Below are 21,327 nucleotides of genomic sequence, written 5' to 3'. Positions count from 1 at the left end.
TTGACTTGTTAAATTTATTATTTGAGATGGTGCGGTCATGCAGAAAATAATGCTGTTGTCGGTGATCGCTCTGATGACCGGCTGTGCCAACCCCGCCCAGCGCATGGCCGATTGTCGGGCCCAGAGGATCAGTAAAGACACCTGTTACCTGGCAGAGCAGAATAGCCAGGCTGCCATCCTCGGCGCCGCCGAGAAGCAGGCGATGGAAAACGCCAGCAAGGCGGTCAAATAACCGCGCAAGACAAGCCGATGTGTAGTTTCCAGGCCCCGCACTTCATGAGTGCGGGGCTTTTCGTTGGTTCAAATCTCACAGTTCTAGGCCACTGCCGGACCCTGTTGTTTGTCATCCAGATAGGCGAGCGCCTCGATATTGTTGCCGTCCGGATCGTGCAGGAAGGCGGCGTAGTAGCCGGGGGCATAGTGGGGCCTCAGCCCCGGTTGCCCGTTGCAGCGAAAGCCTGCCGCCACCCCGTCCCGGTGGAACGCATCCACAGGAGCCTGGCCGTTGGCAGCGAAGGCGAGGTGGCAGGGCGTGCTCTGCTCACCCTGCTCGATGAGAAAGCTCACCTTGTCATGGTTAACCCGGCCAAAACCGGCGGCCATCTCATCTGCCCATTTGAGTTCTATGGACAGGGGAACCAGCACGGTTTGGTAGAAGCGTCGGCAGTCATCGAAGTGCACCACCTTGATCTCGACATGATCGAACACTGCTGCTCCTTGTGGGGTTGGAGGGTCGGTTGCCGCCTAGGCGACGATAAGGGGAGATCCACCAGGCACTGGGTGCCCCATCGCTACCATAAGACACTTTCGACGCTGGTGGGGGAGAGTAAAATGCATAACTGTGTCTCTTATCAAAGATTTTCCTGGCTCATGCCTCAGGGGAAGGGGGACAGGCTTCTCCATCATTCGGGCAAGCTCATCCGGTTTTGTTGCTTGGCGAAGGGGAAAAGCTCTGCTATGGTGGCCTCACTTAGCCATTTGGATGGCTAGATGGTTGTGGTGGTTTGCCTTCAGGGCGATTTACCCAACCCGGCCACCGTTTCGATGATTATTTTGACAGGGAGTCCCCATGCAGCGTCGTTCCTTCTTCACCCTTTCCGCCCTTGCGCTGCTCGCCAGCACTCTGCCGTTGTCCGCCTTTGCCATCGATGAGGCGAAGAAGGAGATCGTCATCGGTACCACGGTCGGGGACTTTGCCGACATGGTGACCGACTCCATCAAGCCGCAGCTCGAAGCCAAGGGCTACAAGGTGAAACTGGTGGAGTTTACCGACTACGTGACTCCCAACATCGCCCTGGCGGACGGCTCGCTGGATGTGAACTGCTTCCAGCACAAGCCCTATCTGGAGAGCTTCGCCAAGGACAGGGGCCTGTCGCTGAGCCCCATCACCCAGGTGCCGACCGGCCCCATGGGGCTCTATTCCGGCAAGAAGGGCAAGCTCGCCGAGGTGGGCGAGGGCAGCACGGTCGCCATCCCGAACGACCCCACTAACCAGGCGCGTGCCCTGTTGATGTTGCAGGATCTCGGCTGGCTGACCCTGAAAGAGGGGATCAATCCCTTGAAGGCGAGCGAGTTCGACGTGGTGAAAAATCCCCACGAGATCAAGCTGGTGCTGCTGGAAGCGGCGCAGCTGCCTCGCTCCCGGGAAGATGTGGACTTCTCCGTCATCAACGGCAACTTCGCCGCCTCCAGCGGCATCCCGTTCAGCTCCGGACTTTTCCTCGAGCGCAGCTACGACTTCATCAACTGGGTGGTGGTGAAGAGCGCCGATGCGGGCAAGCCGTTTGCCAAGGACGTGATCGACGCTTACAACTCCGCGGCGTTCAAGACCTATGCGGAGCAGCGCTTCAAGGGCTACAAGTACCCGGAAGGCTGGCAGAGCAAGGGCTGATAACCCGCACGGCGGAGATCAAAACGGGCACCCTGGGGTGCCCGTTGTCATTGGCGCGCGGCGCTCACTGCGCTTGTCAGTAGCGATGCAGCCACCAGCGGGCCCCCAGCAGGGCGGTGACACTGCCGAGCAGGGCGCTCGCCAGCACATCCAGCGGCCAGTGCATGCCGATCAGGGTGCGTGACAGGGCGATGGCCAGTGCCCAGAGGGGTAGCAACCAGGCACCGCTGGGGGCGCGCGCCAGCCAGATCAGGCCGAAGAACTGGGCGAGGCTGATGGCGGCGATGCTATGACCGGAGGGGAAGGCGTAGTTCACCCCGCCCTGCCAGTGATTGCCGAGCCAGGCGGGCAGCGCCAGCAGCTGGCTGGCGGCGTGGACCTGCTCGGTGCGAAGGGCACTGCTGCCCTCGTAGAACTGGCGGATATCGGGGATGAGGTTCTGCCCCGCCAGCCAGAGCAGATAGGGGCGCGGCTCCTCGGTGAGCTGCTTGATGAGGCTCTTGATGAGCCAGTCCCCGGCCAGCACGGCGAACAGGGTGGCGCACAGGGCCAGCAGGGCGGGCAGGCTGAGCGTCAGCTTGTGTCGGGTCAGCAGCACCAGTCCCAGGGTGCTGATGGCGATGCCGGGGATGTCCACCATGCGGGAGAGGGCATAGGGCCACCAGAGCCAGGCGGACTGCAGGGCATCGCTCAGGAAGGGATGCCAGGGCAGGCAGGCCAGCAGGGCCAGCGGCAGGATCAGGGCGGCGCTGAATCTCAATACCTGGCGGCGCGGCAACGAAGAGGAAGAGGTCGGCATCATCGGGCTCATCTGGTGGGCGGCGTGGCGGCCGCCAAAAAAGAGGCGTCATTGTGCCAGCCAGGCCCTCGAGGTCAAGGTGCCAAGGCCGGCCAACAACATGTGGTTACAATTGGCTGGCCCCGGACAAGGGGGAGGGGGGGGAGCCCTGGTGCCGGGGCTGTGGTGGTGGACGAGCCTGAATTAAGCCTCTGAAACTCGGGGCGCTTTGCGCTAGAATGGCGCCCCCGTGGCCGGTTGTGGGCCATCGAGTTCATAAGAGAAACTGATGAAAATCGTTGTTGATGAAAATATGCCCCATGCCCGGGAGCTGTTTGCGGAGTTTGGCGAGGTGATCCCCCTGCCCGGACGACAGATCTCGGCGGCGGATCTGCAGGATGCGGACGTGCTGCTGGTGCGTTCCGTGACCCGGGTGGATGCCAGCTTGCTCGCCAACTGCCCCAGACTCGGCTTCGTCGGCACCGCCACCATCGGTCGGGATCACGTCGACAGCGCCCTGCTGGCGGCGCGGGGCATTCCCTTCTTCAGCGCCCCCGGTTGCAACAAGTACTCGGTGGGAGACTATGTGATCTCCGCCCTGCTGGTGCTGGCTGAACGCCATGAGCTGACGTTGAGCGAGATGAGCCTCGCCGTCATCGGCGCCGGCAACACCGGCGAGTGCGTGGCGGGCAAGGCCGAGGCTCTCGGCATGCGAGTGCTGCGCTGCGATCCGCCCCGTGCTCGCGCCGCCAGTGCGGGCGAGGCGACCCATTTCGTCGACTACCAGACGGCCCTTGGCGCCGACATCGTCAGCTTCCACGTGCCCATCACCCACGGCGGCCCGGATGCCACCTTCCACCTGCTGGGGGAGCGGGAGATCGCCACCCTGCCTGCGGGCAAATTCCTCATCAACGCCGCCCGCGGCGAGGTGTGGGACAACCAGGCCCTGCTCGCCCGCCAGCAGGGAGATGCGCCGCTGCGACTGGTGATGGACGTGTGGGAAGGGGAACCCAAGCCATTGAGGGCCCTGGTGCCTTATACCGAGCTGGCCACCCCGCACATCGCCGGCTACAGCCTGGAGGGCAAGGCCCGCGGTACCTGGATGCTCTATCAGGCGCTCTGTCAGCAACTGGGACGCCCCCCGCGCCAGGATCTGCAAGCCCTGCTGCCGGCTCCCGAGGTGCGTGAACTGACCCCCGGGGTGGCGACGGATCAGGCCTTGCTCAAGCAACTCGTTCACCTCATCTATGACGTGCGCCGGGACGATGCCCGTTTTCGCAATCGCCTCCATCAGGCCGGCAGCTTCGATGAGCAGCGCAAGCAATACCCGGAGCGGCGGGAGTTTTCCTCCCTGCGCCTCACGGGCCCCTTCGCCGGGGACGCCCTGGCCCGGCTGGGGTTCACCATCCAGCCCGACTAGCGCGGGCGTCATGAATACATGTGGGCGGGCCTCTTTGCGGGGCCCGCCCTCGCTGGGCTTGGCGCCATGCCAAACTCGTTATCGGGCAGCGCCGTCTGCCACAGGGTGATGCCAGTGCGTCACCGGACCATTTAGAGGAGAGAACATGAGTCAGCAATTCAACGTAGCGGTATTGGGCGCGAGCGGCGCCGTGGGTGAAGCCATGATCGAGATCCTGGAAGAGCGTGCCTTCCCGGTGGCGACCCTCTACCCGCTGGCCTCCAGCCGCAGCGCTGGCGACACGGTGCGCTTTGGTGGCAAGAACGTCGAGATCCTGGATGTGGAGGAGTTTGACTGGAGTCAGGTACAGATAGCCCTCTTCTCCGCCGGTGCCGAGGTCTCCGCCAAGTGGGCGCCGATTGCCGCCGAACATGGCTGCATCGTCATCGACAACACCTCCTGCTTCCGTTACGACGAGGACATCCCCCTGGTGATCCCCGAGGTGAACCCGGACGCCCTGGCCGATTTTCGCAATCGCAACATCATCGCCAACCCGAACTGCTCCACCATCCAGATGCTGGTGGCGCTGAAGCCCCTGCAGGACGAGGTGGGGATCGCCCGCATCAACGTGGCGACCTATCAGTCCGTCTCCGGCTCCGGCAAGGAGGGGGTGAGCGAGCTGGCGGGCCAGACCGCCCATCTGCTCAACGGTCGCCCGGTGGAGCCGAGCCTCTACCCGCAGCAGATCGCCTTCAACCTCATTCCGCAGATCGACGCCTTCACCGACAACGGCTACACCCGGGAAGAGATGAAGATGGTGTGGGAGACCCAGAAGATCCTGGGAGATGCCAGCATCGCCGTGAACCCCACCTGCGTGCGGGTGCCTGTCTTCTACGGTCATGCCGAAGCGGTGCACGTCGAACTGCACCAGCCGCTCGATGCCGAGCAGGTCAAGGATCTGCTGCGCAATGCGCCAGGCGTGACCCTGTTCGATGATGACGCCGACTATCCGACCCCGGTGCGCGACGCTACCGGCAAGGATGAGGTGCTGGTGGGACGGGTGCGCCAGGATATTTCTCATCCCAGCGGTATCAATATGTGGATCGTGGCCGATAACGTTCGTAAGGGCGCGGCGACCAACAGCGTGCAGATTGCCGAACTGTTGGTGCGCGACTACCTCTGAGTCCATTGATGGTGCCGGGTGGGGAGGGAGCCCCGCCCCGTGCGCCGGTCGGCATCAGGGGGCTGGGGTGTGACTGATGGCGTCGACAGGCAATGTGACAATGTCACGTGAGATCAGTGAATTAAGCTTTTTTCTCGCCGGATCTCGGTGCGCTGGCACGAGTTGAAGGCTAAATGTGTCGGATCACTGGCTTGAGACTCACGCCTGATTTATATTGAGCCGATTGTTTTGGGGTAACTATCCAGATTTTTCAATGTGATAGGGCCGTCATACGAAGGAACGAACATGGGACATTCCCGCATAACGCTGGCAACGCTACTGGCATTGGGTCTTCTGGGTACGGTTCAGGCCGACGACGGGGGACGCGAGCCTTTCTTCGTGGAGCTCAAGGGACCGGATGGCTCGCCGCCCCCCGCCGTGCAGCCACAGCCCCAGGCTCAGCCGGTCGCCCCCGTCACCTTGCCCAAGGTGCAGCCCATCGTCCGTCAGGTGCCGAGCACCCAGGCCGGCAGTTATGGTCCGGTTCGTTCCACCGATACCCTCTGGAGCCTCGCGAGCAAGCATCGCCCCTCCAACCGGGTGACCGTCTACCAGACCATGGTGGCGATCTACGACAAGAATCCCCGCAGTTTTGCCGATGGCAACATCAATCACATCCTGGTGGGTTCCCGCATCCTGCTGCCGACGGCAGCCGAAGCAGGCCGCATCACGGACGCCGAGGCCCGTCGCCGCTTCAACAGTGACAACGCCAGCTGGAAGGGGCTGAGCCCCAAATATCTGGCCAGCAAGCAGGCCGAAACCGCCAAGGCTCACCCCAAAGCCGCGGCCGTGCCCGCCAAGGCGCCAGTCGCCAAGGCGGCTCCCCTTCCGGTGGCCCCCAAGGTGACGTCGCCGCAACCGGCGAGCGAGGTGAAGGCGATTGCCAAGACCGCCGAGCCCGTTGTTACGCCGGTGAGTGCAGCCGCCGGCACGGCGCCAGCCCCGCTGCCTGCCGATGTGGCGGCGCCGGTCGGCAAACCGTCCACCGAGATGGCGCTGGCACTGGAAGATGCCAACGCCCAGCTCGGCCAGGTCACCGAGATGAACCACAGGCTCAAGCTGCGCCTGCAATCTCTGACCGAAGAGGTGGAGACCCTCAAGGCCCAGTTGCAGGATCAGACGGCGCTGCAAAAAGAGGTGGCCGAGCTCAAGGCCCAGCCAGTGCCTCCCGTGGTGGCCCCCGAGCCCAAGCAGAACTGGGTGATGGAGCTGCTCTCCTCGCCGCTCAACCTCGCCATGATCATCTTGCTGCCTGTGCTGCTGGTGCTGGCGCTGGTGACGCTCTGGCTGCGGGCTCGTGCCCGGCGAGAGCTGGAAGAGCAGGAGAAGAGCCTCTCTGAATCCACCGCCATGGTGATGGGGGACGAGAACAGCGAGTTCGATCAGCTGATGACGGTGGGCATCGCCGATGACGAACCCATGCGCCCCATGCCGGATCTGAACGGTCCGGAGGCCGAGCGGGCGCTGGATGAAGGCCAGGGCAAGAATGATGTCATCTTCAGCGATGACGGTGAGCTGGCCCTCTCCGCTTTCGACGTTGAACCTGCGGTCACCACGGCAAATCGTGACCCGGATCTGGTACCCGAACTGGATCTGGCCCACGAGGGTGACTTCGACATAGAGTCCGAGCCGGATCTCGATCTCTCCCGGGAGTTCGATGCTCCCAAGCGGGCGGCCGATGAGGTCATGAGCGAAGAGGAGCTGCAAGCGGCGCTCTTTGCCGATCTGGATGCGGACCTCGACGCCGATGCGGCCACTGTGTCTGACGGGGCCCAGCGCAGCCGGGACGACGATCCGGCCAATTTCGACCTGAGCGATTTCGAGTCGGCCTTCGACGAGCCTGTCGATGACAAGGCGGTGGCGCCCAAGGATGCCGCAGCCTATGGCAAGAGCGACGTGGACGACATGCTGGCGGAGCTCGGTCTCGAGCCCGAGCCGAAGCCGGCCGCGAAGCCAATGCCGCAGGACGCCTGGGATCCCAACGAATTGGCCCTCGCCGATTTCGAGGATGCCTTCACCGAGGTGGAGCCCCACGCGGAGCAGCCACATGAGGTTAAGCCCCGCGAACAGGCTCAGGCGAACGACTTTGTGGAGATAGACAAGTTATTGGCGGAGGCCAATGCCAGCAACGCCGAGCAGGAGCCGTATCAGGGCTTCTCCCTGGATGTGGGGCTGGATGGTTTCCCCGAGGTATTGCCGGAGTCCACCGGTTTTGACGTGGATGCGGACGATGGCGGTGTGGGGGCCAAGCTGGATCTGGCCCGCGCCTACCTCGAGATCGACGACAAGGAGAGCGCCCGCGAGCTGTTGCAAGAGGCGGCGGCCCAGGGCAGCGAGCACCAGCGCAACGAGGCTGAAAAGCTGCTCAAACGGCTGGGATAAGCCTGACCATCGATTGCAAGGCAGCCTGCGGGCTGCCTTTTCGTTTCAGAAGCGGCCTGCTCGTCTGCCAAGGCTTGGGCCCTCAGGGGGAGAGCGCCCGGCCGTGGGCCCCCGCCTGCTTGAGGTCACGGGTTTGGGACTTTTGCCCCGAGCGGGTATAATCCGCCCCGTTTCTTTCATCCTTTCCCCAGAAGACAAGTTTCATCCATGCGAATTGCCCTAGGTATTGAATATGACGGCAGCCGGTATTTCGGCTGGCAGCGTCAGCGAGAAGTGATCAGCGTCCAGGAAGAGCTTGAAAAAGCCATCAGCCGCATCGCCAACCATCCGGTCTCCATCCAGTGCGCCGGGCGGACCGACGCCGGGGTCCACGGCACCGGTCAGGTGATCCACTTCGATACCGAGTCCAATCGTGCCGAGTCCGCCTGGACGCTGGGCCTGAATTCCAATCTGCCGCCGGACATCGGGGTGCGCTGGGTCAAGGAGGTGGATGAAAACTTCCATGCCCGCTTCAGCGCCACCGCCCGCCGCTATCGCTACATCATCTACAACCACAACTACCGCCCGGCGATCCTGGGTAGCGGCGTCAGCCACTATCACGAGACCATAGACGCGGCGCTGATGCATCAGGCGGGCCAGAGCCTGCTCGGGGAGCATGACTTCAGTACCTTCCGGGCCATCGCCTGCCAGTCCAACACCCCCTGGCGCAACGTGACCCACCTGTGCGTCAGCCGCTCCGGTCCCTATATCGTGCTCGACATCAAGGCCAACGCCTTCCTGCACCACATGGTGCGCAACATCACCGGCTCCCTGTTGCTGGTGGGGCAGGGGCAGAAACCGGTGGAGTGGATTGCCGAGGTGCTGGCCCAGAAGGATCGCAACCTGGCCGGCCCCACCGCCAAGGCGGGAGGCCTCTATCTGGTAGACGTGGATTACCCGGCCGAGTTCGGCCTGCCGCAGTTGCCACTCGGTCCGCTCTGGCTGCCGGACTCGGCACCGGGTACGACCAGTTTTTAGTAACTGGGCCCGAAAATTTGTGGTTTAATGACCCGTTATTTATTGCCATCGAGCCCTTAAGTCATTGAACAACCAAGGCCCGATGTGTTTTGTCAGGCACAAAAGCATTAAGGAATTCCATGAGCTGGCTTGAGAAGATCCTTCCCAAGAGCAAGATCACTACACCGCGTCGTCACAACATCCCGGAAGGGGTGTGGACCAAGTGCACGTCTTGCGAACAGGTACTCTACCGGGCAGAACTGGAGCGCAATCTCGAAGTGTGCCCCAAGTGCGATCATCATATGCGGATCAGTGCCCGCGCCCGTCTCGAGAGCTTCCTCGACGTAGAAGGCCGCAGCGAGGTTGCTGCCGAGCTGGAGCCGCAGGACATCTTGAAATTCAAGGATTCCAAGCGCTACAAGGATCGTTTGTCTGCCGCCCAGAAAGAGACGGGAGAAAAAGATGCGCTGGTGGTGATGAAAGGAACCCTCAAGGGGGTACCGGTCGTCGCCTGTTCGTTCGAGTTCTCCTTCATCGGTGGCTCCATGTCCTCCGTGGTCGGTGCCCGCTTCGTGCGCGCCGTCGAGGAGAGCATCAAGGAAGGTCGTGGCCTGGTCTGCTTCTCCACCTCCGGCGGGGCGCGCATGCAGGAGGCACTGTTCTCCCTGATGCAGATGGCCAAGACCAGTGCGGCGCTGGACCGACTCACCAAGGCCGGTCTGCCCTTCATCTCCGTGCTGACCGACCCCACCATGGGTGGCGTCTCCGCGAGTCTCGCCATGCTGGGTGACATCAACGTGGGCGAGCCCAAGGCGTTGATCGGCTTCGCCGGCCCGCGCGTCATCGAGCAGACCGTGCGCGAGAAGCTGCCGGAAGGCTTCCAGCGCTCCGAGTTCCTGCTGGAGAAGGGCGCCATCGATCTCATCATCGACCGGCGCGAGATGCGTGACCGCCTGGCCGGCCTGCTGGCCAAGCTGATGAACACTCACGTCATCGAAGAGTGAATCGAGCCGTAAGATGAGTTCACAGATGCAATCTTCCCAAAGCCGGTCGCTCAGCGACTGGCTTTCTTATTTGGAGCAGATCCACCCGGTCAATATCGACATGGGGCTGGATAGGGTCGGTGCCGTCGCGCGCCGCATGGGGCTCACCGAACTGCCGTTCAAGGTCGTGACGGTGGCGGGTACCAACGGCAAGGGTTCCTCCTGCGCCATGGCTGCCAGCATACTGATGGCGGCCGGTTACAAGGTCGGCGTCTACTCCTCGCCGCACCTGCTGCGTTTCACCGAGCGGGTGCGACTCGATGGTGCCGAGCTGCCCGATGAGGAACACTGCGCCGCGTTTGCCGCCGTGGAGGCCGCCCGCGCCGAGATAGCGCTCACCTTCTTCGAGTTCGCGACCCTGGCCGGGCTCTGGCTGTTTTGCCGTGCCGCGCCGGACGTGCTCCTGCTGGAAGTGGGGCTGGGCGGTCGGCTCGATGCCACCAATGTGGTGGAATCCGATGTGGCCATGATCACCTCCATCGCGCTGGATCACTGCGACTGGCTCGGGGATACCCGGGAGGCGGTGGCGGTTGAGAAGGCTGGCGTCTATCGCAAGGGAAAACCCGCCATCAGCGGCGAGCCCAACCCGCCCGCCACCATCGCCAGCGAAGCGCACCGTCTGGGTGCCTGTCTGCGCCAGGTCGGGGTGGATTTTCATGGGGATGAGCAGGGCGATCACTGGGATTACCATGGCCTGCACCACTGGCAGGGTTTGCCCAAGCCCGCCCTGCCGCTGATGAACGCGGTGACGGTGCTGGCGGCGCTCGAATCCCTCGGCTTGCCGTTGCCGGAGGCTGCCATTCGCCAGGGGCTGGCGGATGCGCGCCTCGCGGGACGCATGCAGCGCCTGCAACAGGATCCCCTGGTCATCGTCGATGTGGCCCACAATCCCCATTCGGCGGCCTATCTTGCCAGCCAGCTGCGCCAGATCCCCTGCTCGGGGAAACGACGTGCCGTGGTCGGCATGCTCAAGGACAAAGACATGGCGGGCTCCCTGGCCGAGCTGACGGGGCTCATCGATGAGTGGTATCTTGCGAGCCTCCATGGCCCCCGCGCCGCCGCCTCGGCCCAGTTGGCGGCCGCCCTGCATGAGCAGGGACCGGGCGCACAATTTGCGTCAGTGACCGAGGCTTATGGGGCTGCACTGGCCGCATCGAGTCCTGATGATATGGTCATTGTGTTCGGCTCGTTTTACACTGTCGCCGAGGTGCTGGCGACGAAGGCCTGATGGGCTGGTCGCGAGCCTGGACTTTTGGCATCAGATGCCTAACAAGATCGCATGGGTAGCAGTTCATCTGGTCTCGATGCCACTGGGTGGTCAGTTATCACTGAAATCTGCAGAAATAGCAGTGCATTCTAAGTAACATGGGTGGGAATTAACTTGGCTTCTAAGTTTCAAAACAGATTGGTGGGGACCGTCATCCTGGTCGCCCTGGTGGTCATCTTTCTGCCGGATCTGATGGATGGCAACAAGCTGGAGCAAAAGGACGAGGCCTTTGCCAATATCCCCCTGCGCCCCGAGCTGGAGCCCGCCAAGCCCGAGTTGCAGGTCTCGGCCGCCAGCACTCTGCCGGCGGAACATGCGGCGAGCCAGCAGCAGGCCGCTGCGGCCCAGCAGTGGCAGGTGGAGGAGATTGGCAATACCGTGACGCTGGCCGACAACGGCCAGCAGCCCGCAGCCCAGCCGGTACAGCAACCGGCCACGGCGCCGGTGACCCAGCCGGTTGCCCAGCCCAAACCCGTGGTAGTGGCCCAGAAACCGGTGGAGCAGCCCAAGCCAAAACCGGTTCCGCCCAAGCCGGTGGAGGTGAAAAAGCCCGAGCCGAGCAAGCCGCAGGTTGGCCAGATCAAGACCATGGACGATCTCATCGCGAGCAAGATGACGACCGCCACGCCGGCACCGGCCGCCGCCCCGGCCCAGGGCAGCTGGATCCTGCAACTCGGCGCCTTCAAGAACGCAGACAGTGTCAATGCCCTGGTGAGCAAGCTGCGGGCCGCCGGCTATTCGGCCCAGACCTCGCCGAGAACGCCGGTGCAGGGCCAGATCACCCGGGTCTTCATCGGGCCGGATGTCTCCAAGGCGAAGCTGCAGGGCATGCAGAGCAAGATAAGCCAGATGACAGGGCTCGGTGGCTCTGTGGTGGCCTACAACCCCTGAGGCTGACCCCTTCGCCTGCAATAAAAAACCGCGCCTTGGCGCGGTTTTTTATTAGATGCATTTCACCGGTTTGGGCAGGCCGGCTATCTTGGTCGCCTGCTTGGCGGGCCCCTCCGGGAACAGCTTGTAGAGATAGCGACTGTTGCCCTTTTCGGGGCCGTACTGCTTCTCCATCGCCTTGACCAGGGCGCGGATGGCGGGGGAGGTGTTGAACTCCAGATAAAACGCCCGCACGAAACGCACCACCTCCCAGTGAGGCTCCTCCAGCACTATGCCTTCCCGTTCGGCCAGCACCAGGGCCAGCGCCTCGCTCCATTGCTCGCTATGGCGCAGATAGCCCTTGGCATCGGTCTCGATGGTTTGGCCGTTGAATTCCAGCGGATGAGGCTCAGACATAAGGGGCTCCTCGCAAAGGGGTGATCAGGATTGGGCGGGCATGGTAGCGCCTTGCCCCTGTGTGAGCAACCGGCTCTGGTTGGCCAAATCCAGCAGCTCGTCCGCCAGCTCGCTGATGAGGCTGAGCTGCTGGGTCAGCATCAGCTGCTCCTCGCTGCTGTCCGGGGAGAGCGCGGGGCACTGCCCCTCGAGCCTCGACGGGATCTCGCCGCCCAGATGGCCGGCGGCCTGCTCCAGGGTGTGGCTGATGTGGCGGCCGATCTCGTCGAGCCCGTCCAAGGCCTCCAGCTTGTCGCGATGGGCACCGAGGGCCGAGATGTAGGAGAGCAGGGCATGGTTGCGCCAGGTAAGGGTGAAGCAGAGATCGAGGAAGCGGCGGCGCTTGCTCGGCTCCACCAGCATGCTCTGCCAGGCCATGGCCAGCTCGCTGTCGGCGAGGTGAGCGCATTTGCGGGCAACCCGGTAGTCGAGGGATTCGTCCCGCTGACGGTGCAGGCTGGTAAGTACCACCGACAGGTAGCGGGCATTGGCGGACAGGGAGTTGGCGATGAGGCTTGGCAGCCGCTTGTATTGCCAGTCCGGCCAGAGCCAGGCCACCAGGGCGTAGGAGAGCAAACAGCCGAGCAGGGTGTCGAGCAGGCGTGGCCCCAGGATGGCGAAGCCGATGCCGTCCAGCAGGTTGAACGCCATCAGCACATAGAGGGTGATGAAGCAGACCGCGGCGCTGTAGTTGCTGCGCACCTGGGTGAAGAACAGGAAGGCGGCCAGCCCCATGATGCCGAGTTGCAGGTGCAGTTCGGGGAAGAGCCAGAGCACGGGTACCCCGATGAGGATGCCGGCGAAGGTGCCGAGCATGCGCTGCACCAGCCGGCGGCGGGTGGCGCTGTAACTCGGCTGGCAGACGAAGAGCACCGTCAGCAGGATCCAGTAGCCCTTGTCGAGCTGGAAGGCCTGCAGGATGCCATAGCCCACCACCAGGCCGAGCGACAGGCGCAGGGCGTGGCGAAACACCATGGAATTCGGGGTCAGGTGCTGTCTGAGCATGGCCAGCAGCGGCAGGGGCGCCGGGTTGGCGAGGACGGGCAGATCCGCGGGGGGCAGGGCCGGGTTTTGCAGATCCTCGGCATTGGTCAGCAGTTGGTTGATGCTGGCGAGGTTGCGGCGCAAAAACTTCATCGGCGTCAGCAAGGTCTTGGGGTAGTGCTGCTTGAGATGAGTGAACTCCAGCTGATCGCCGAGGGCCTCGAGGGTCCAGTGGATGCGCTTGTGGTGGACATAGGGCTTGTGCACCAGGATGGCGTAGCCGAGCTGCTGGCACGCCTCTGAGAGTTGCAGAAACACCTCCTGGAAGCCGTCCAGCACTATGCCTTGCTTGAGCTCGGCTTCGAGTCGGCTGTAGGGGTAGTGGCTGGAGGTGGCGCGCTCCTGGATTTCCAGCGCCAGCAGATAGAGGCGCAGCAGGCTGGCGAGCTCGGGGGCGACCTGATGACGGTGGCCGGAGCGGGCGTTCAGTCGCGCATTGAGAGCCGTCTTGGTGAGGTTCAGGGCATTGACCAGGTTGATGTTGAGCTGGGCCAGGTTGTGGCGAATGGCCTGGGCGCCGTGTTCGTCCGCCGGGAAGAAGCGGGATTTCTCCAGCAGATAGCGGGCGAGGGCGAAGTAGCTCTGGGCAAGCTGCTCGTGCAGGGTCTTGTAGGGCAGCAGCCAGAGCCAGAGCAGCGACACCAGCCCGTACCAGAGGGCGCCGGCACCGAGCGCCAGGGGTTGATAGAAGAGATCCGGCGCCTTGGCGGCCCCCAGCATGGTGTAGATGGCAATCAGCAGCGAGCCGAAGCTGATGGTGGCATAGCGCTGGCCGAGCGCCCCCACCATCACGAAGATGAAGGTCGAGCCGGCCAGCCCGATGGCAAACAGCCAGGGGGTGGGGAAGAGATATTGCACGCACAGGGAGGCGAACAGGAAGCAGACCAGCGTCATGGCGAGGTTTTTCACCCGGCCCCAGAGGCTGTCGTCGGTCTCGGCGATGGCTCCGGCCACCACCCCGAGGGAGAGCAGCACGGTGAGCTGGATGTCTCCCTGTATCAGGGCGAAGGCGAGCAGCCCCAGGATGGCCAGCAGCACCTTGAGGGCGAAGTAGATATGGCTGTCAGACAGCAGGCGGCGCAACAGGCCGGCGAGATCAATGGGCATGGGGAAGGTCGTCCTTGAGCGCCGTGTTATCGACAGGGTGAGCAAGCAATGAGTGGTGCGCCAGACTGGCAAAATCCATGGACATGGGACAGGTGCAACCCTTGAGCGAATCGAAAGCGAGAGAATAGCCGCTCGGCCACAAAAGAGCCCTGATCCAAATCAGGGCCGGGTTCTTCATGCGGCTCGGTCTCTTTGCCTTGACCTTAACAGGGGAGGCAGACAATAAAAACCCCGCCGAAGCGGGGTTTTCTGTATCAGGAGACCTGATTAGTTGCGGTTGCCGCCAAGCAGGCTCAGCAGGCTCAGGAAGATGTTGTAGATGGACACGTACAGGGTCACGGTCGCGGAGATGTAGTTGGTCTCGCCGCCGCGCACGATCTGCTGGGTCGTCAGCAGGATGGCGCCGGAGGAGAACAGCATGAACATGGCGGACAGGGCCAGGCTCAGGGCACTCATCTGCAGGAAGATGTTGGCGATCATCGCCACCAGCAGCACCCAGAAACCGACGAACAGCATGCCGCCGATGAAGGAGAGATCCCGCTTGGTGGTCAGGGCATAGGCGGACAGACCGAAGAAGGTGAGCGCAGTGCCACCCAGGGCGGTCATCACGATCTCGCCGCCGCCGTTGTTCATGTACATGTTGATGATGGGGCCCAGGCTATAGCCCATCAGACCGGTCAGGGCGAAGGTGAACACCAGCCCCATGCCGTTGTCGCGGTTCTTCTGGGTCAGGAACATCAGACCGTAGACACCGACGAGGAAGATGGCCCAGTGCAGGGGCGGCATGTTCATCACGGTGGCAATCCCGGCCACCACGGCAGAGAAGCCAAGAGTGAGGGATAGCAGCATATAGGTATTGCGCAGCACCTTGTTGGTATCGCGCACGGCACCCTGGGTGCCGGTGTAGATAGAACGGGTATCCATCTTGATGTCCTCTTGATTTCCGGGTTGAGGCGGAGAATTCCGCTTCGTTAACGCATTGTATGCACTGAATGTGTGGATGACGAGCCCTGATTTCAAGTGGCCCCCCAGCCTCGTTCTCCCCACTATCCCAGAGTAAATATGTATTGCATATGAACAAGCGCCTGACGTAGTATGCCCTCCGTTCGGAGGGGTGGCAGAGCGGCTGAATGCACCGGTCTTGAAAACCGGCGATGGGCGACCATCCGTGGGTTCAAATCCCACCTCCTCCGCCATCTTCTATGGCCCAAGCGATCATGTCGTTTGGGCTTTTTTGTGTCTGATCTCGTCACAGCGGCGCCTGGAGGCACTTTCGAGGGGGCGGCGGCGCTGGCTACACTGGCTGGGTCAATGTGGGGCAGGGGATGGCTCTGCCCGCATCGGAACCATGAGTGGGAGTGCCTATGGCGGTGACATGGAAGCGTGGAGGGTTGCTGGCGATGGGGTGTGCGGCCGCCTTGATGGCGGGATGTGCGACCCTGGTGCCCGAGCCCGTCGAGTATCTGCCGCAGGATCCCCCGCCCGGTGGCCTCGCGTACGGGAAGAAGGTCTATGTGGACGATGGCCAGTGTCCGGCCAGTCAGGTGAAGCAGCTGATCGGCGGCGATGCCAAGCGGAATATTCCGCGCCAGGTGGAGTGTGTGCCCAGGCCACAATGAGAATGGGGTTGTGGTAGCGAAAAATGCTTAAAAAAAGAGCCAAGGCAGCTGCCCTGGCTCTTTTTTATGGGGCAAAGGAGGAGGGGCGGGCTAGAAGGCATCTCCCGGTACCCGTACCCAGCCCTCCATCAGGATGCGGGCTGAGCGGGACATCACCGCCTTGGTGACGGTCCACTCCCCGTTCACCTGACGAGCCTGTGCCCCCACCCGCAGGGTGCCGGAGGGGTGGCCGAAGCGCACCGCTTCCCGCTCGCCGCCACCCGCCGCCAGGTTGACCAGGGTGCCCGGGATGGCGGCCGCCGTACCGATGGCCACCGCGCAGGTGCCCATCATGGCGTGGTGCAGCTTGCCCATGGAGAGGGCCCGCACCAGCAGATCGACGTCACGGGCTTTCACTTCCTTGCCGCTGGCGGTGCGATAGTCCTTCGCCGGCGCGACGAAGGCGATCTTCGGCGTGTGTTGGCGGGTCGCGGCTTCTTCTGGCGCTTTGATGAGCCCCATGCGCAGGGCGCCGGCGATGCGGATCGCCTCGAAGCGGGCGAGGGCCTCAGGATCCGTGTTGATCGCTTCCCGCAGCTCGGTGCCCGCATAACCGATGTCCTCGGCATTGACGAAGACGGTGGGGATGCCGGCAGTAATCATGGTTGCCTGCAGGGTGCCTATGCCTGGTACTTCCAGCTTGTCTATCAGATTGCCGGTGGGGAAGAGGGCGCCGCCCTCTTCCCCATCATCCGAAGGGTCGAGAAACTCCAGCACGATTTCGGCGGCGGGGAAGGTGACCCCATCCAGCTCGAAGTCGCCGGTCTCCTGCACCTGACCCCCCATTATCGGTACATGGGCGATGATGGTCTTGCCGATGTTGGCCTGCCAGACTCGCACCATGCAGGTGCCGTTGTCCGGGATGCGGGCCGGGTCCACCAGACCCGCGTGGATGGCGAAGGCGCCGGCGCCGGTGGAGAGGTTGCCGCAGTTGCCGCTCCAGTCCACGAACGCCTTGTCGATGGCGATCTGGCCGTAAAGGTAGTCCACGTCGTGATCGGGCTGGCTGCTCTTGGAGAGGATCACGCACTTGGAGGTGGATGAGGTCGCCCCTCCCATGCCGTCGATATGGGCGCTGTAGGGGTCCGGGCTGCCGATCACCCGCATAAACAGGTTGTCGCGGGCCGGGCCGGGCACCTGGCAGGGCTCGGGCAGATCTTGCAGGCGGAAGAAGACCCCCTTGCTGGTACCGCCGCGCAGATAGGTGGCCGGGATTTTGACTTGTGGTTGGTGGGCCATAGAAATCGTCCAAAAAAGGGTGATAGAAGCTTCTCTGCTGGGGAGAAGGTGCCCGAAGGGGGAGTCGGGTGAGGGAGACGCATGTTCCCTCACCCAACCCTCTCCCAAAGGGAGGCAGGCCTGGCCCGATATTAGCTGGCGGCCTTGTGGGCCGTCGACTCCAGGAAGTCCTGGGCGAAGCGCTGCAGCACGCCGCCCGCCTCGTAGACCGAGACCTCCTCGGCGGTGTCGAGGCGACAGGTCATGGGCACCTCGACTACCTCGCCGCTGCGACGGCGGATCACGAGGGTGAGATCGGCGCGTGGTTTGCGCATCCCCACCACGTCATAGGTCTCGGTGCCGTCCAGCCCAAGGGTCACACGGGTGGTGCCCGGTTTGAACTCCAGGGGCAGTACCCCCATGCCGATGAGGTTGGTGCGGTGAATGCGCTCGAAACCTTCCGCCGCGATCACCTCCACCCCTGCCAGCCGCACCCCCTTGGCCGCCCAGTCCCGGGACGAGCCTTGCCCGTAGTCGGCGCCGGCGACGATGATGAGCGGCTGCTTGCGCTCCATGTAGGTCTCTATCGCCTCCCACATCCGCATCACCCGGCCTTCCGGCTCGACGCGAGCCAGGGAGCCCTTCTTCACGGCGCCGTTGACCACCGCCATCTCGTTGACTAGCTGGGGGTTGGCGAAGGTGGCGCGCTGGGCGGTCAGGTGATCGCCGCGGTGGGTGGCGTAGGAGTTGAAGTCCTCCTCCGGCAGGCCCATCTTGTGCAGGTATTCCCCCGCCGCGCTGCTGCGCAGTATGGCGTTGGAGGGCGAGAGGTGGTCGGTGGTGATGTTGTCTGGCAGCACCGCCAGCGGCCGCATGCCGCGCAGGGTGCGCTCACCCGCCAATGCCCCTTCCCAGTAGGGCGGGCGACGGATATAGGTGCTCTGGGGACGCCAGTCATAGAGCGGTGCCACCTTGGGACCCTGGTCTTCCTCGATGGTGAACATGGGGATATAGACCTGGCGGAACTGGGACGGTTTGACCGCCGCGCGTACCACGGCGTCGATCTCTTCATCCGACGGCCAGATGTCTTTGAGGCGGATTTCCTCGCCGTTCACCACTCCCAGCACATCCTTCTCGATATCGAAGCGGATGGTACCGGCGATGGCGTAGGCCACCACCAGGGGAGGGGAGGCGAGGAACGCCTGCTTGGCATAGGGGTGGATGCGGCCATCGAAGTTGCGGTTACCGGACAGCACGGCGGTGGCATAGAGATCCCGCTCGACGATCTCCTGCTGGATGGCGGGATCGAGCGCGCCGGACATGCCGTTGCAGGTGGTGCAAGCAAAGGCCACCACGCCGAAGCCGAGTCGCTCCAGCTCCTCGTCCAGCCCCGCTTCTTTCAGATACAGGGCGACTGTCTTGGAGCCGGGCGCGAGAGACGATTTGACCCAGGGTTTGCGCACCAGACCGAGCCGGTTGGCGTTGCGGGCCAGCAGGCCTGCGGCAATCACGTTGCGCGGGTTGCTGGTGTTGGTGCAACTGGTGATGGCGGCGATGATGACGGCGCCATCCGGCAGCAGGCCGTCGGCCTCCTGGGTGCGGGCCTTGTCCAGATCCACCGCGATGCCACGCTCCGCCAGGGCGGAGACCGGCAGGCGTCGATGGGGGTTGGAGGGTCCGGCCAGGGTGCGCACCACGCTCGACAAATCGAAGTGCAGCACGCGCTCGTACTGGGCGCTTGCGAGGGCATCGGCCCAGAGGCCCGCCTCCCTGGCGTAGGTCTCCACCAGCCTGACCTGCTCGTCGTCGCGACCGGTCAGGCGCAGGTAGTCGAGGGTTTGCTGGTCGATGAAGAACATGGCCGCGGTGGCGCCGTATTCCGGCGCCATGTTGGAGATGGTGGCCCGATCGCCGAGGGTCAGGGCGGCGGCGCCCTCGCCACGGAACTCCAGATAGGCGCCGACCACCTTCTGCTGGCGCAGGAATTCGGTCAAGGAGAGCACCACATCGGTGGCCGTGATGCCGGGTTGCGGCTTGCCGGTCAGCTCTACGCCGACGATCTCCGGCAGCCGCATCCAGGAGGCGCGCCCCAGCATGACGTTCTCGGCTTCCAACCCGCCCACCCCGACGGCGATGACGCCGAGGGCGTCAACGTGGGGAGTGTGGCTGTCGGTGCCGACGCAGGTGTCCGGGTAGGCGAGACCGCGATCGGCGTGAATGACCGGCGACATCTTCTCCAGGTTGATCTGGTGCATGATGCCGTTGCCGGGCGGGATCACCTCGATGTTCTTGAACGCCTGCTTGGTCCAGTTGATGAAGTGGAAGCGATCCTCATTGCGGCGATCCTCGATGGCGCGGTTCTTCGCAAACGCATCGGGGTCGAAGCCGCCACACTCGACGGCGAGCGAGTGATCGACGATGAGCTGCACCGGCACCACAGGGTTGACCTTGGCAGGATCACCCCCCTGATCGGCGATGGCGTCACGCAGTCCGGCGAGATCTACCAGGGCTGTCTGGCCCAGGATGTCGTGGCAGACCACCCGGGCCGGGAACCAGGGGAAGTCGCGATCACGCTTGTTCAGGGCGATCTGGGTTAGGCACTCGGTGAGGATGGCCGGATCGCATTTGCGTACCAGGTTCTCGGCGTGCACGCGGGCCGTATAGGAGAGCCTGTCCCAGGCGCCGGGCGCGATGGCCTCGACCGCCGCGCGGGCGTCGAAGTAGTCAAGCGCCGTGCCGGGCAGGGGCTTGCGGTATTGGTTGTTGACGTGGCTCATGGGCGCTCCTTGAGCGGCACGAAGCGCAGATCTTCCGGGCCGACGTAGTTGGCGCTCGGGCGGATGATCTTGCCGTCGATGCGCTGCTCGATGACGTGGGCGGACCAGCCGGAGGTGCGGGCGATGACGAACAGCGGGGTGAACATGGCGGTGGGCACCCCCATCATGTGATAGCTGACGGCGCTGAACCAGTCGAGGTTCGGGAACATCTTCTTGGCGTCCCACATTACCTCTTCGAGGCGCGCGGCGATGTCGAACATCTTGGTGTTGTGCTGCTCCTGGCTGAGATCGCTCGCCACCTGCTTGATCACGTGGTTGCGCGGGTCGGAGACGGTGTAGACGGGGTGGCCGAAGCCGATGACCACTTCTTTTCTCTCGACCCGGGCGCGAATGTCGGCCTCGGCGTCATCCGGGTTCTCGTAACGCTTCTGGATCTCGAACGCCACCTCGTTGGCGCCGCCGTGCTTGGGCCCACGCAGGGCGCCGATGGCCCCCGTGATGCAGGAGTACATGTCGGAGCCGGTGCCGGCGATGACCCGGCCGGTGAAGGTGGAGGCGTTGAACTCATGCTCGGCGTAGAGGATGAGGGAGGTGTGCATGGCGCGTACCCAGGAGGCTCGGGGCTTCTCGCCATGCAGCAGGTGCAGGAAGTGGCCGCCGATGGAGTCGTCATCGGTTTCGACGAAGATGCGTTTGCCGTTGTGGCTGAAGTGATACCAGTAGAGCAGCACGGATCCTAAGCAGGCCATCAGCTTGTCGGCGATGTCGCGGGCGCCCGGGTGGTTGTGATCGTCCTTCTCCGGGGAGAGGCAGCCGAGCACGGAGACGGCGGTGCGCATCACATCCATGGGATGGGCGCTCGGGGGCAGTTGCTCCAGGGCGGTCTTGACCCCGGTGGGCAGACCGCGCAGGGCCTTGAGCTTGGCCTTGTAGGCGGCGAGCTCAGCCACATTGGGAAGATGCCCGTGCACCAGCAGGTGGGCAATCTCCTCGAACTCGCAGCTGGTGGCCACGTCCAGGATATCGTAGCCGCGATAGTGCAGATCGTTGCCGGAGAGGCCCACGGTACACAGGGCCGTGTTGCCGGCGGCGGTGCCGGAGAGGGCGACGGATTTCTTGGGCTTGAAGCCGGTGGTCGTTTCGGGAATGGCGCTCATCACATGTTTCCTCATTCAGTCCGTTGAAGCGCCAGCCGCCAGCATGAGGCGGCTGGTCGCGG

The 21,327-nt window shown here is 63.6% G+C and carries 18 protein-coding genes and 1 tRNA gene; 11 read left to right on the top strand and 8 right to left on the bottom strand.

All coding sequences use genetic code 11. The features are described 5' to 3' along the window. The first annotated feature begins 37 nt into the window (after positions 1-37). Complete coding sequence (locus ABNP46_RS12985) at positions 38-232, top strand: hypothetical protein (RefSeq protein ID WP_349918311.1); 195 nt, start codon at positions 38-40, stop codon at positions 230-232. Between the two features lie 83 nt (positions 233-315). Here the strand turns inward: ABNP46_RS12985 and ABNP46_RS12980 are convergent, their stop codons facing one another. After that, the gene (locus tag ABNP46_RS12980) at positions 316-708 is read right to left on the bottom strand and encodes a VOC family protein (RefSeq protein WP_349918310.1); all 393 of its coding nucleotides are present in this window, start codon (positions 706-708) and stop codon (positions 316-318) included. 361 nt (positions 709-1,069) lie between these two features. Between ABNP46_RS12980 and ABNP46_RS12975 the strand changes: the two genes are divergently transcribed. After that, positions 1,070-1,891 carry a MetQ/NlpA family ABC transporter substrate-binding protein gene (locus ABNP46_RS12975; protein ID WP_349918309.1) on the top strand — a complete coding sequence of 274 codons (822 nt, stop codon included), beginning with the start codon at positions 1,070-1,072 and terminating at the stop codon, positions 1,889-1,891. Between the two features lie 76 nt (positions 1,892-1,967). Here ABNP46_RS12975 and ABNP46_RS12970 read toward each other — a convergent pair whose 3' ends face one another. Further along, positions 1,968-2,690 (bottom strand): phosphatase PAP2 family protein, encoded by a 723-nt coding sequence (locus tag ABNP46_RS12970; protein WP_349918307.1) that lies wholly within the window; start codon positions 2,688-2,690, stop codon positions 1,968-1,970. A gap of 268 nt (positions 2,691-2,958) precedes the next feature. On the opposite strand from ABNP46_RS12970, the gene ABNP46_RS12965 reads away from it, so the two are divergent. The 7 genes from ABNP46_RS12965 to dedD all read left to right on the top strand — a co-directional run bounded on the left by ABNP46_RS12965 (position 2,959) and on the right by dedD (position 11,869). Then, on the top strand, positions 2,959-4,089 hold the full coding sequence (locus ABNP46_RS12965; RefSeq protein ID WP_349918305.1) for a 4-phosphoerythronate dehydrogenase: 1,131 nt from the start codon (positions 2,959-2,961) through the stop codon (positions 4,087-4,089). Positions 4,090-4,234: 145 nt separating this feature from the next. Further along, positions 4,235-5,251: an aspartate-semialdehyde dehydrogenase gene (locus ABNP46_RS12960; RefSeq protein WP_349918304.1), complete on the top strand. Its 1,017-nt coding sequence runs from the start codon at positions 4,235-4,237 to the stop codon at positions 5,249-5,251. Positions 5,252-5,536: 285 nt separating this feature from the next. Then, positions 5,537-7,672 (top strand): FimV/HubP family polar landmark protein, encoded by a 2,136-nt coding sequence (locus tag ABNP46_RS12955; protein ID WP_349918302.1) that lies wholly within the window; start codon positions 5,537-5,539, stop codon positions 7,670-7,672. A 207-nt stretch (positions 7,673-7,879) separates the two neighbouring features. Next, on the top strand, positions 7,880-8,689 hold the full coding sequence (gene truA, locus ABNP46_RS12950) for a tRNA pseudouridine(38-40) synthase TruA (protein WP_349918300.1): 810 nt from the start codon (positions 7,880-7,882) through the stop codon (positions 8,687-8,689). 119 nt (positions 8,690-8,808) lie between these two features. Beyond that, positions 8,809-9,672 carry an acetyl-CoA carboxylase, carboxyltransferase subunit beta gene (gene accD / locus ABNP46_RS12945; protein WP_349918298.1) on the top strand — a complete coding sequence of 288 codons (864 nt, stop codon included), beginning with the start codon at positions 8,809-8,811 and terminating at the stop codon, positions 9,670-9,672. Between the two features lie 13 nt (positions 9,673-9,685). Then, on the top strand, positions 9,686-10,939 hold the full coding sequence (gene folC, locus ABNP46_RS12940; protein ID WP_349918297.1) for a bifunctional tetrahydrofolate synthase/dihydrofolate synthase: 1,254 nt from the start codon (positions 9,686-9,688) through the stop codon (positions 10,937-10,939). 153 nt (positions 10,940-11,092) lie between these two features. Then, positions 11,093-11,869, top strand: coding sequence for a cell division protein DedD (gene dedD / locus ABNP46_RS12935; RefSeq protein ID WP_349918296.1), 777 nt, complete (start codon positions 11,093-11,095; stop codon positions 11,867-11,869). A 51-nt stretch (positions 11,870-11,920) separates the two neighbouring features. Here the strand turns inward: dedD and ABNP46_RS12930 are convergent, their stop codons facing one another. The 3 genes from ABNP46_RS12930 to ABNP46_RS12920 form a co-directional block, all read right to left on the bottom strand. Further along, positions 11,921-12,265: a TusE/DsrC/DsvC family sulfur relay protein gene (locus ABNP46_RS12930; protein ID WP_349918295.1), complete on the bottom strand. Its 345-nt coding sequence runs from the start codon at positions 12,263-12,265 to the stop codon at positions 11,921-11,923. 24 nt (positions 12,266-12,289) lie between these two features. Beyond that, entirely contained in the window at positions 12,290-14,455 is a 2,166-nt protein-coding gene (gene yccS, locus ABNP46_RS12925) for a YccS family putative transporter (protein WP_349918293.1), read from the bottom strand. Between the two features lie 267 nt (positions 14,456-14,722). Continuing rightward, the gene (locus ABNP46_RS12920; protein ID WP_349918291.1) at positions 14,723-15,379 is read right to left on the bottom strand and encodes a Bax inhibitor-1/YccA family protein; all 657 of its coding nucleotides are present in this window, start codon (positions 15,377-15,379) and stop codon (positions 14,723-14,725) included. A gap of 184 nt (positions 15,380-15,563) precedes the next feature. Here ABNP46_RS12920 and ABNP46_RS12915 point away from each other — a divergent pair. Further along, positions 15,564-15,651, top strand: a tRNA-Ser gene (locus tag ABNP46_RS12915). 168 nt (positions 15,652-15,819) lie between these two features. Further along, positions 15,820-16,074, top strand: a complete 255-nt coding sequence (locus ABNP46_RS12910) for a DUF6719 family protein (RefSeq protein WP_349918290.1) — start codon at positions 15,820-15,822, stop codon at positions 16,072-16,074. Positions 16,075-16,164: 90 nt separating this feature from the next. Here the strand turns inward: ABNP46_RS12910 and prpF are convergent, their stop codons facing one another. From prpF to prpC, 3 genes are all read right to left on the bottom strand, one after another. Beyond that, positions 16,165-17,352, bottom strand: coding sequence for a 2-methylaconitate cis-trans isomerase PrpF (gene prpF, locus ABNP46_RS12905; RefSeq protein WP_349918288.1), 1,188 nt, complete (start codon positions 17,350-17,352; stop codon positions 16,165-16,167). A 131-nt stretch (positions 17,353-17,483) separates the two neighbouring features. Further along, on the bottom strand, positions 17,484-20,108 hold the full coding sequence (acnD, locus tag ABNP46_RS12900) for a Fe/S-dependent 2-methylisocitrate dehydratase AcnD (RefSeq protein ID WP_349918287.1): 2,625 nt from the start codon (positions 20,106-20,108) through the stop codon (positions 17,484-17,486). After that, the gene (prpC, locus tag ABNP46_RS12895; RefSeq protein WP_349918285.1) at positions 20,105-21,265 is read right to left on the bottom strand and encodes a bifunctional 2-methylcitrate synthase/citrate synthase; all 1,161 of its coding nucleotides are present in this window, start codon (positions 21,263-21,265) and stop codon (positions 20,105-20,107) included. The genes acnD and prpC overlap by 4 nt, the downstream gene beginning before the upstream one ends. Positions 21,266-21,327: the final 62 nt, after the last annotated feature.

Source organism: Aeromonas veronii, from assembly GCF_040215105.1.
Taxonomy (GTDB): Bacteria; Pseudomonadota; Gammaproteobacteria; order Enterobacterales; family Aeromonadaceae; genus Aeromonas; species Aeromonas veronii_G.
This window is presented reverse-complemented; position numbering and strand designations above follow the sequence as displayed.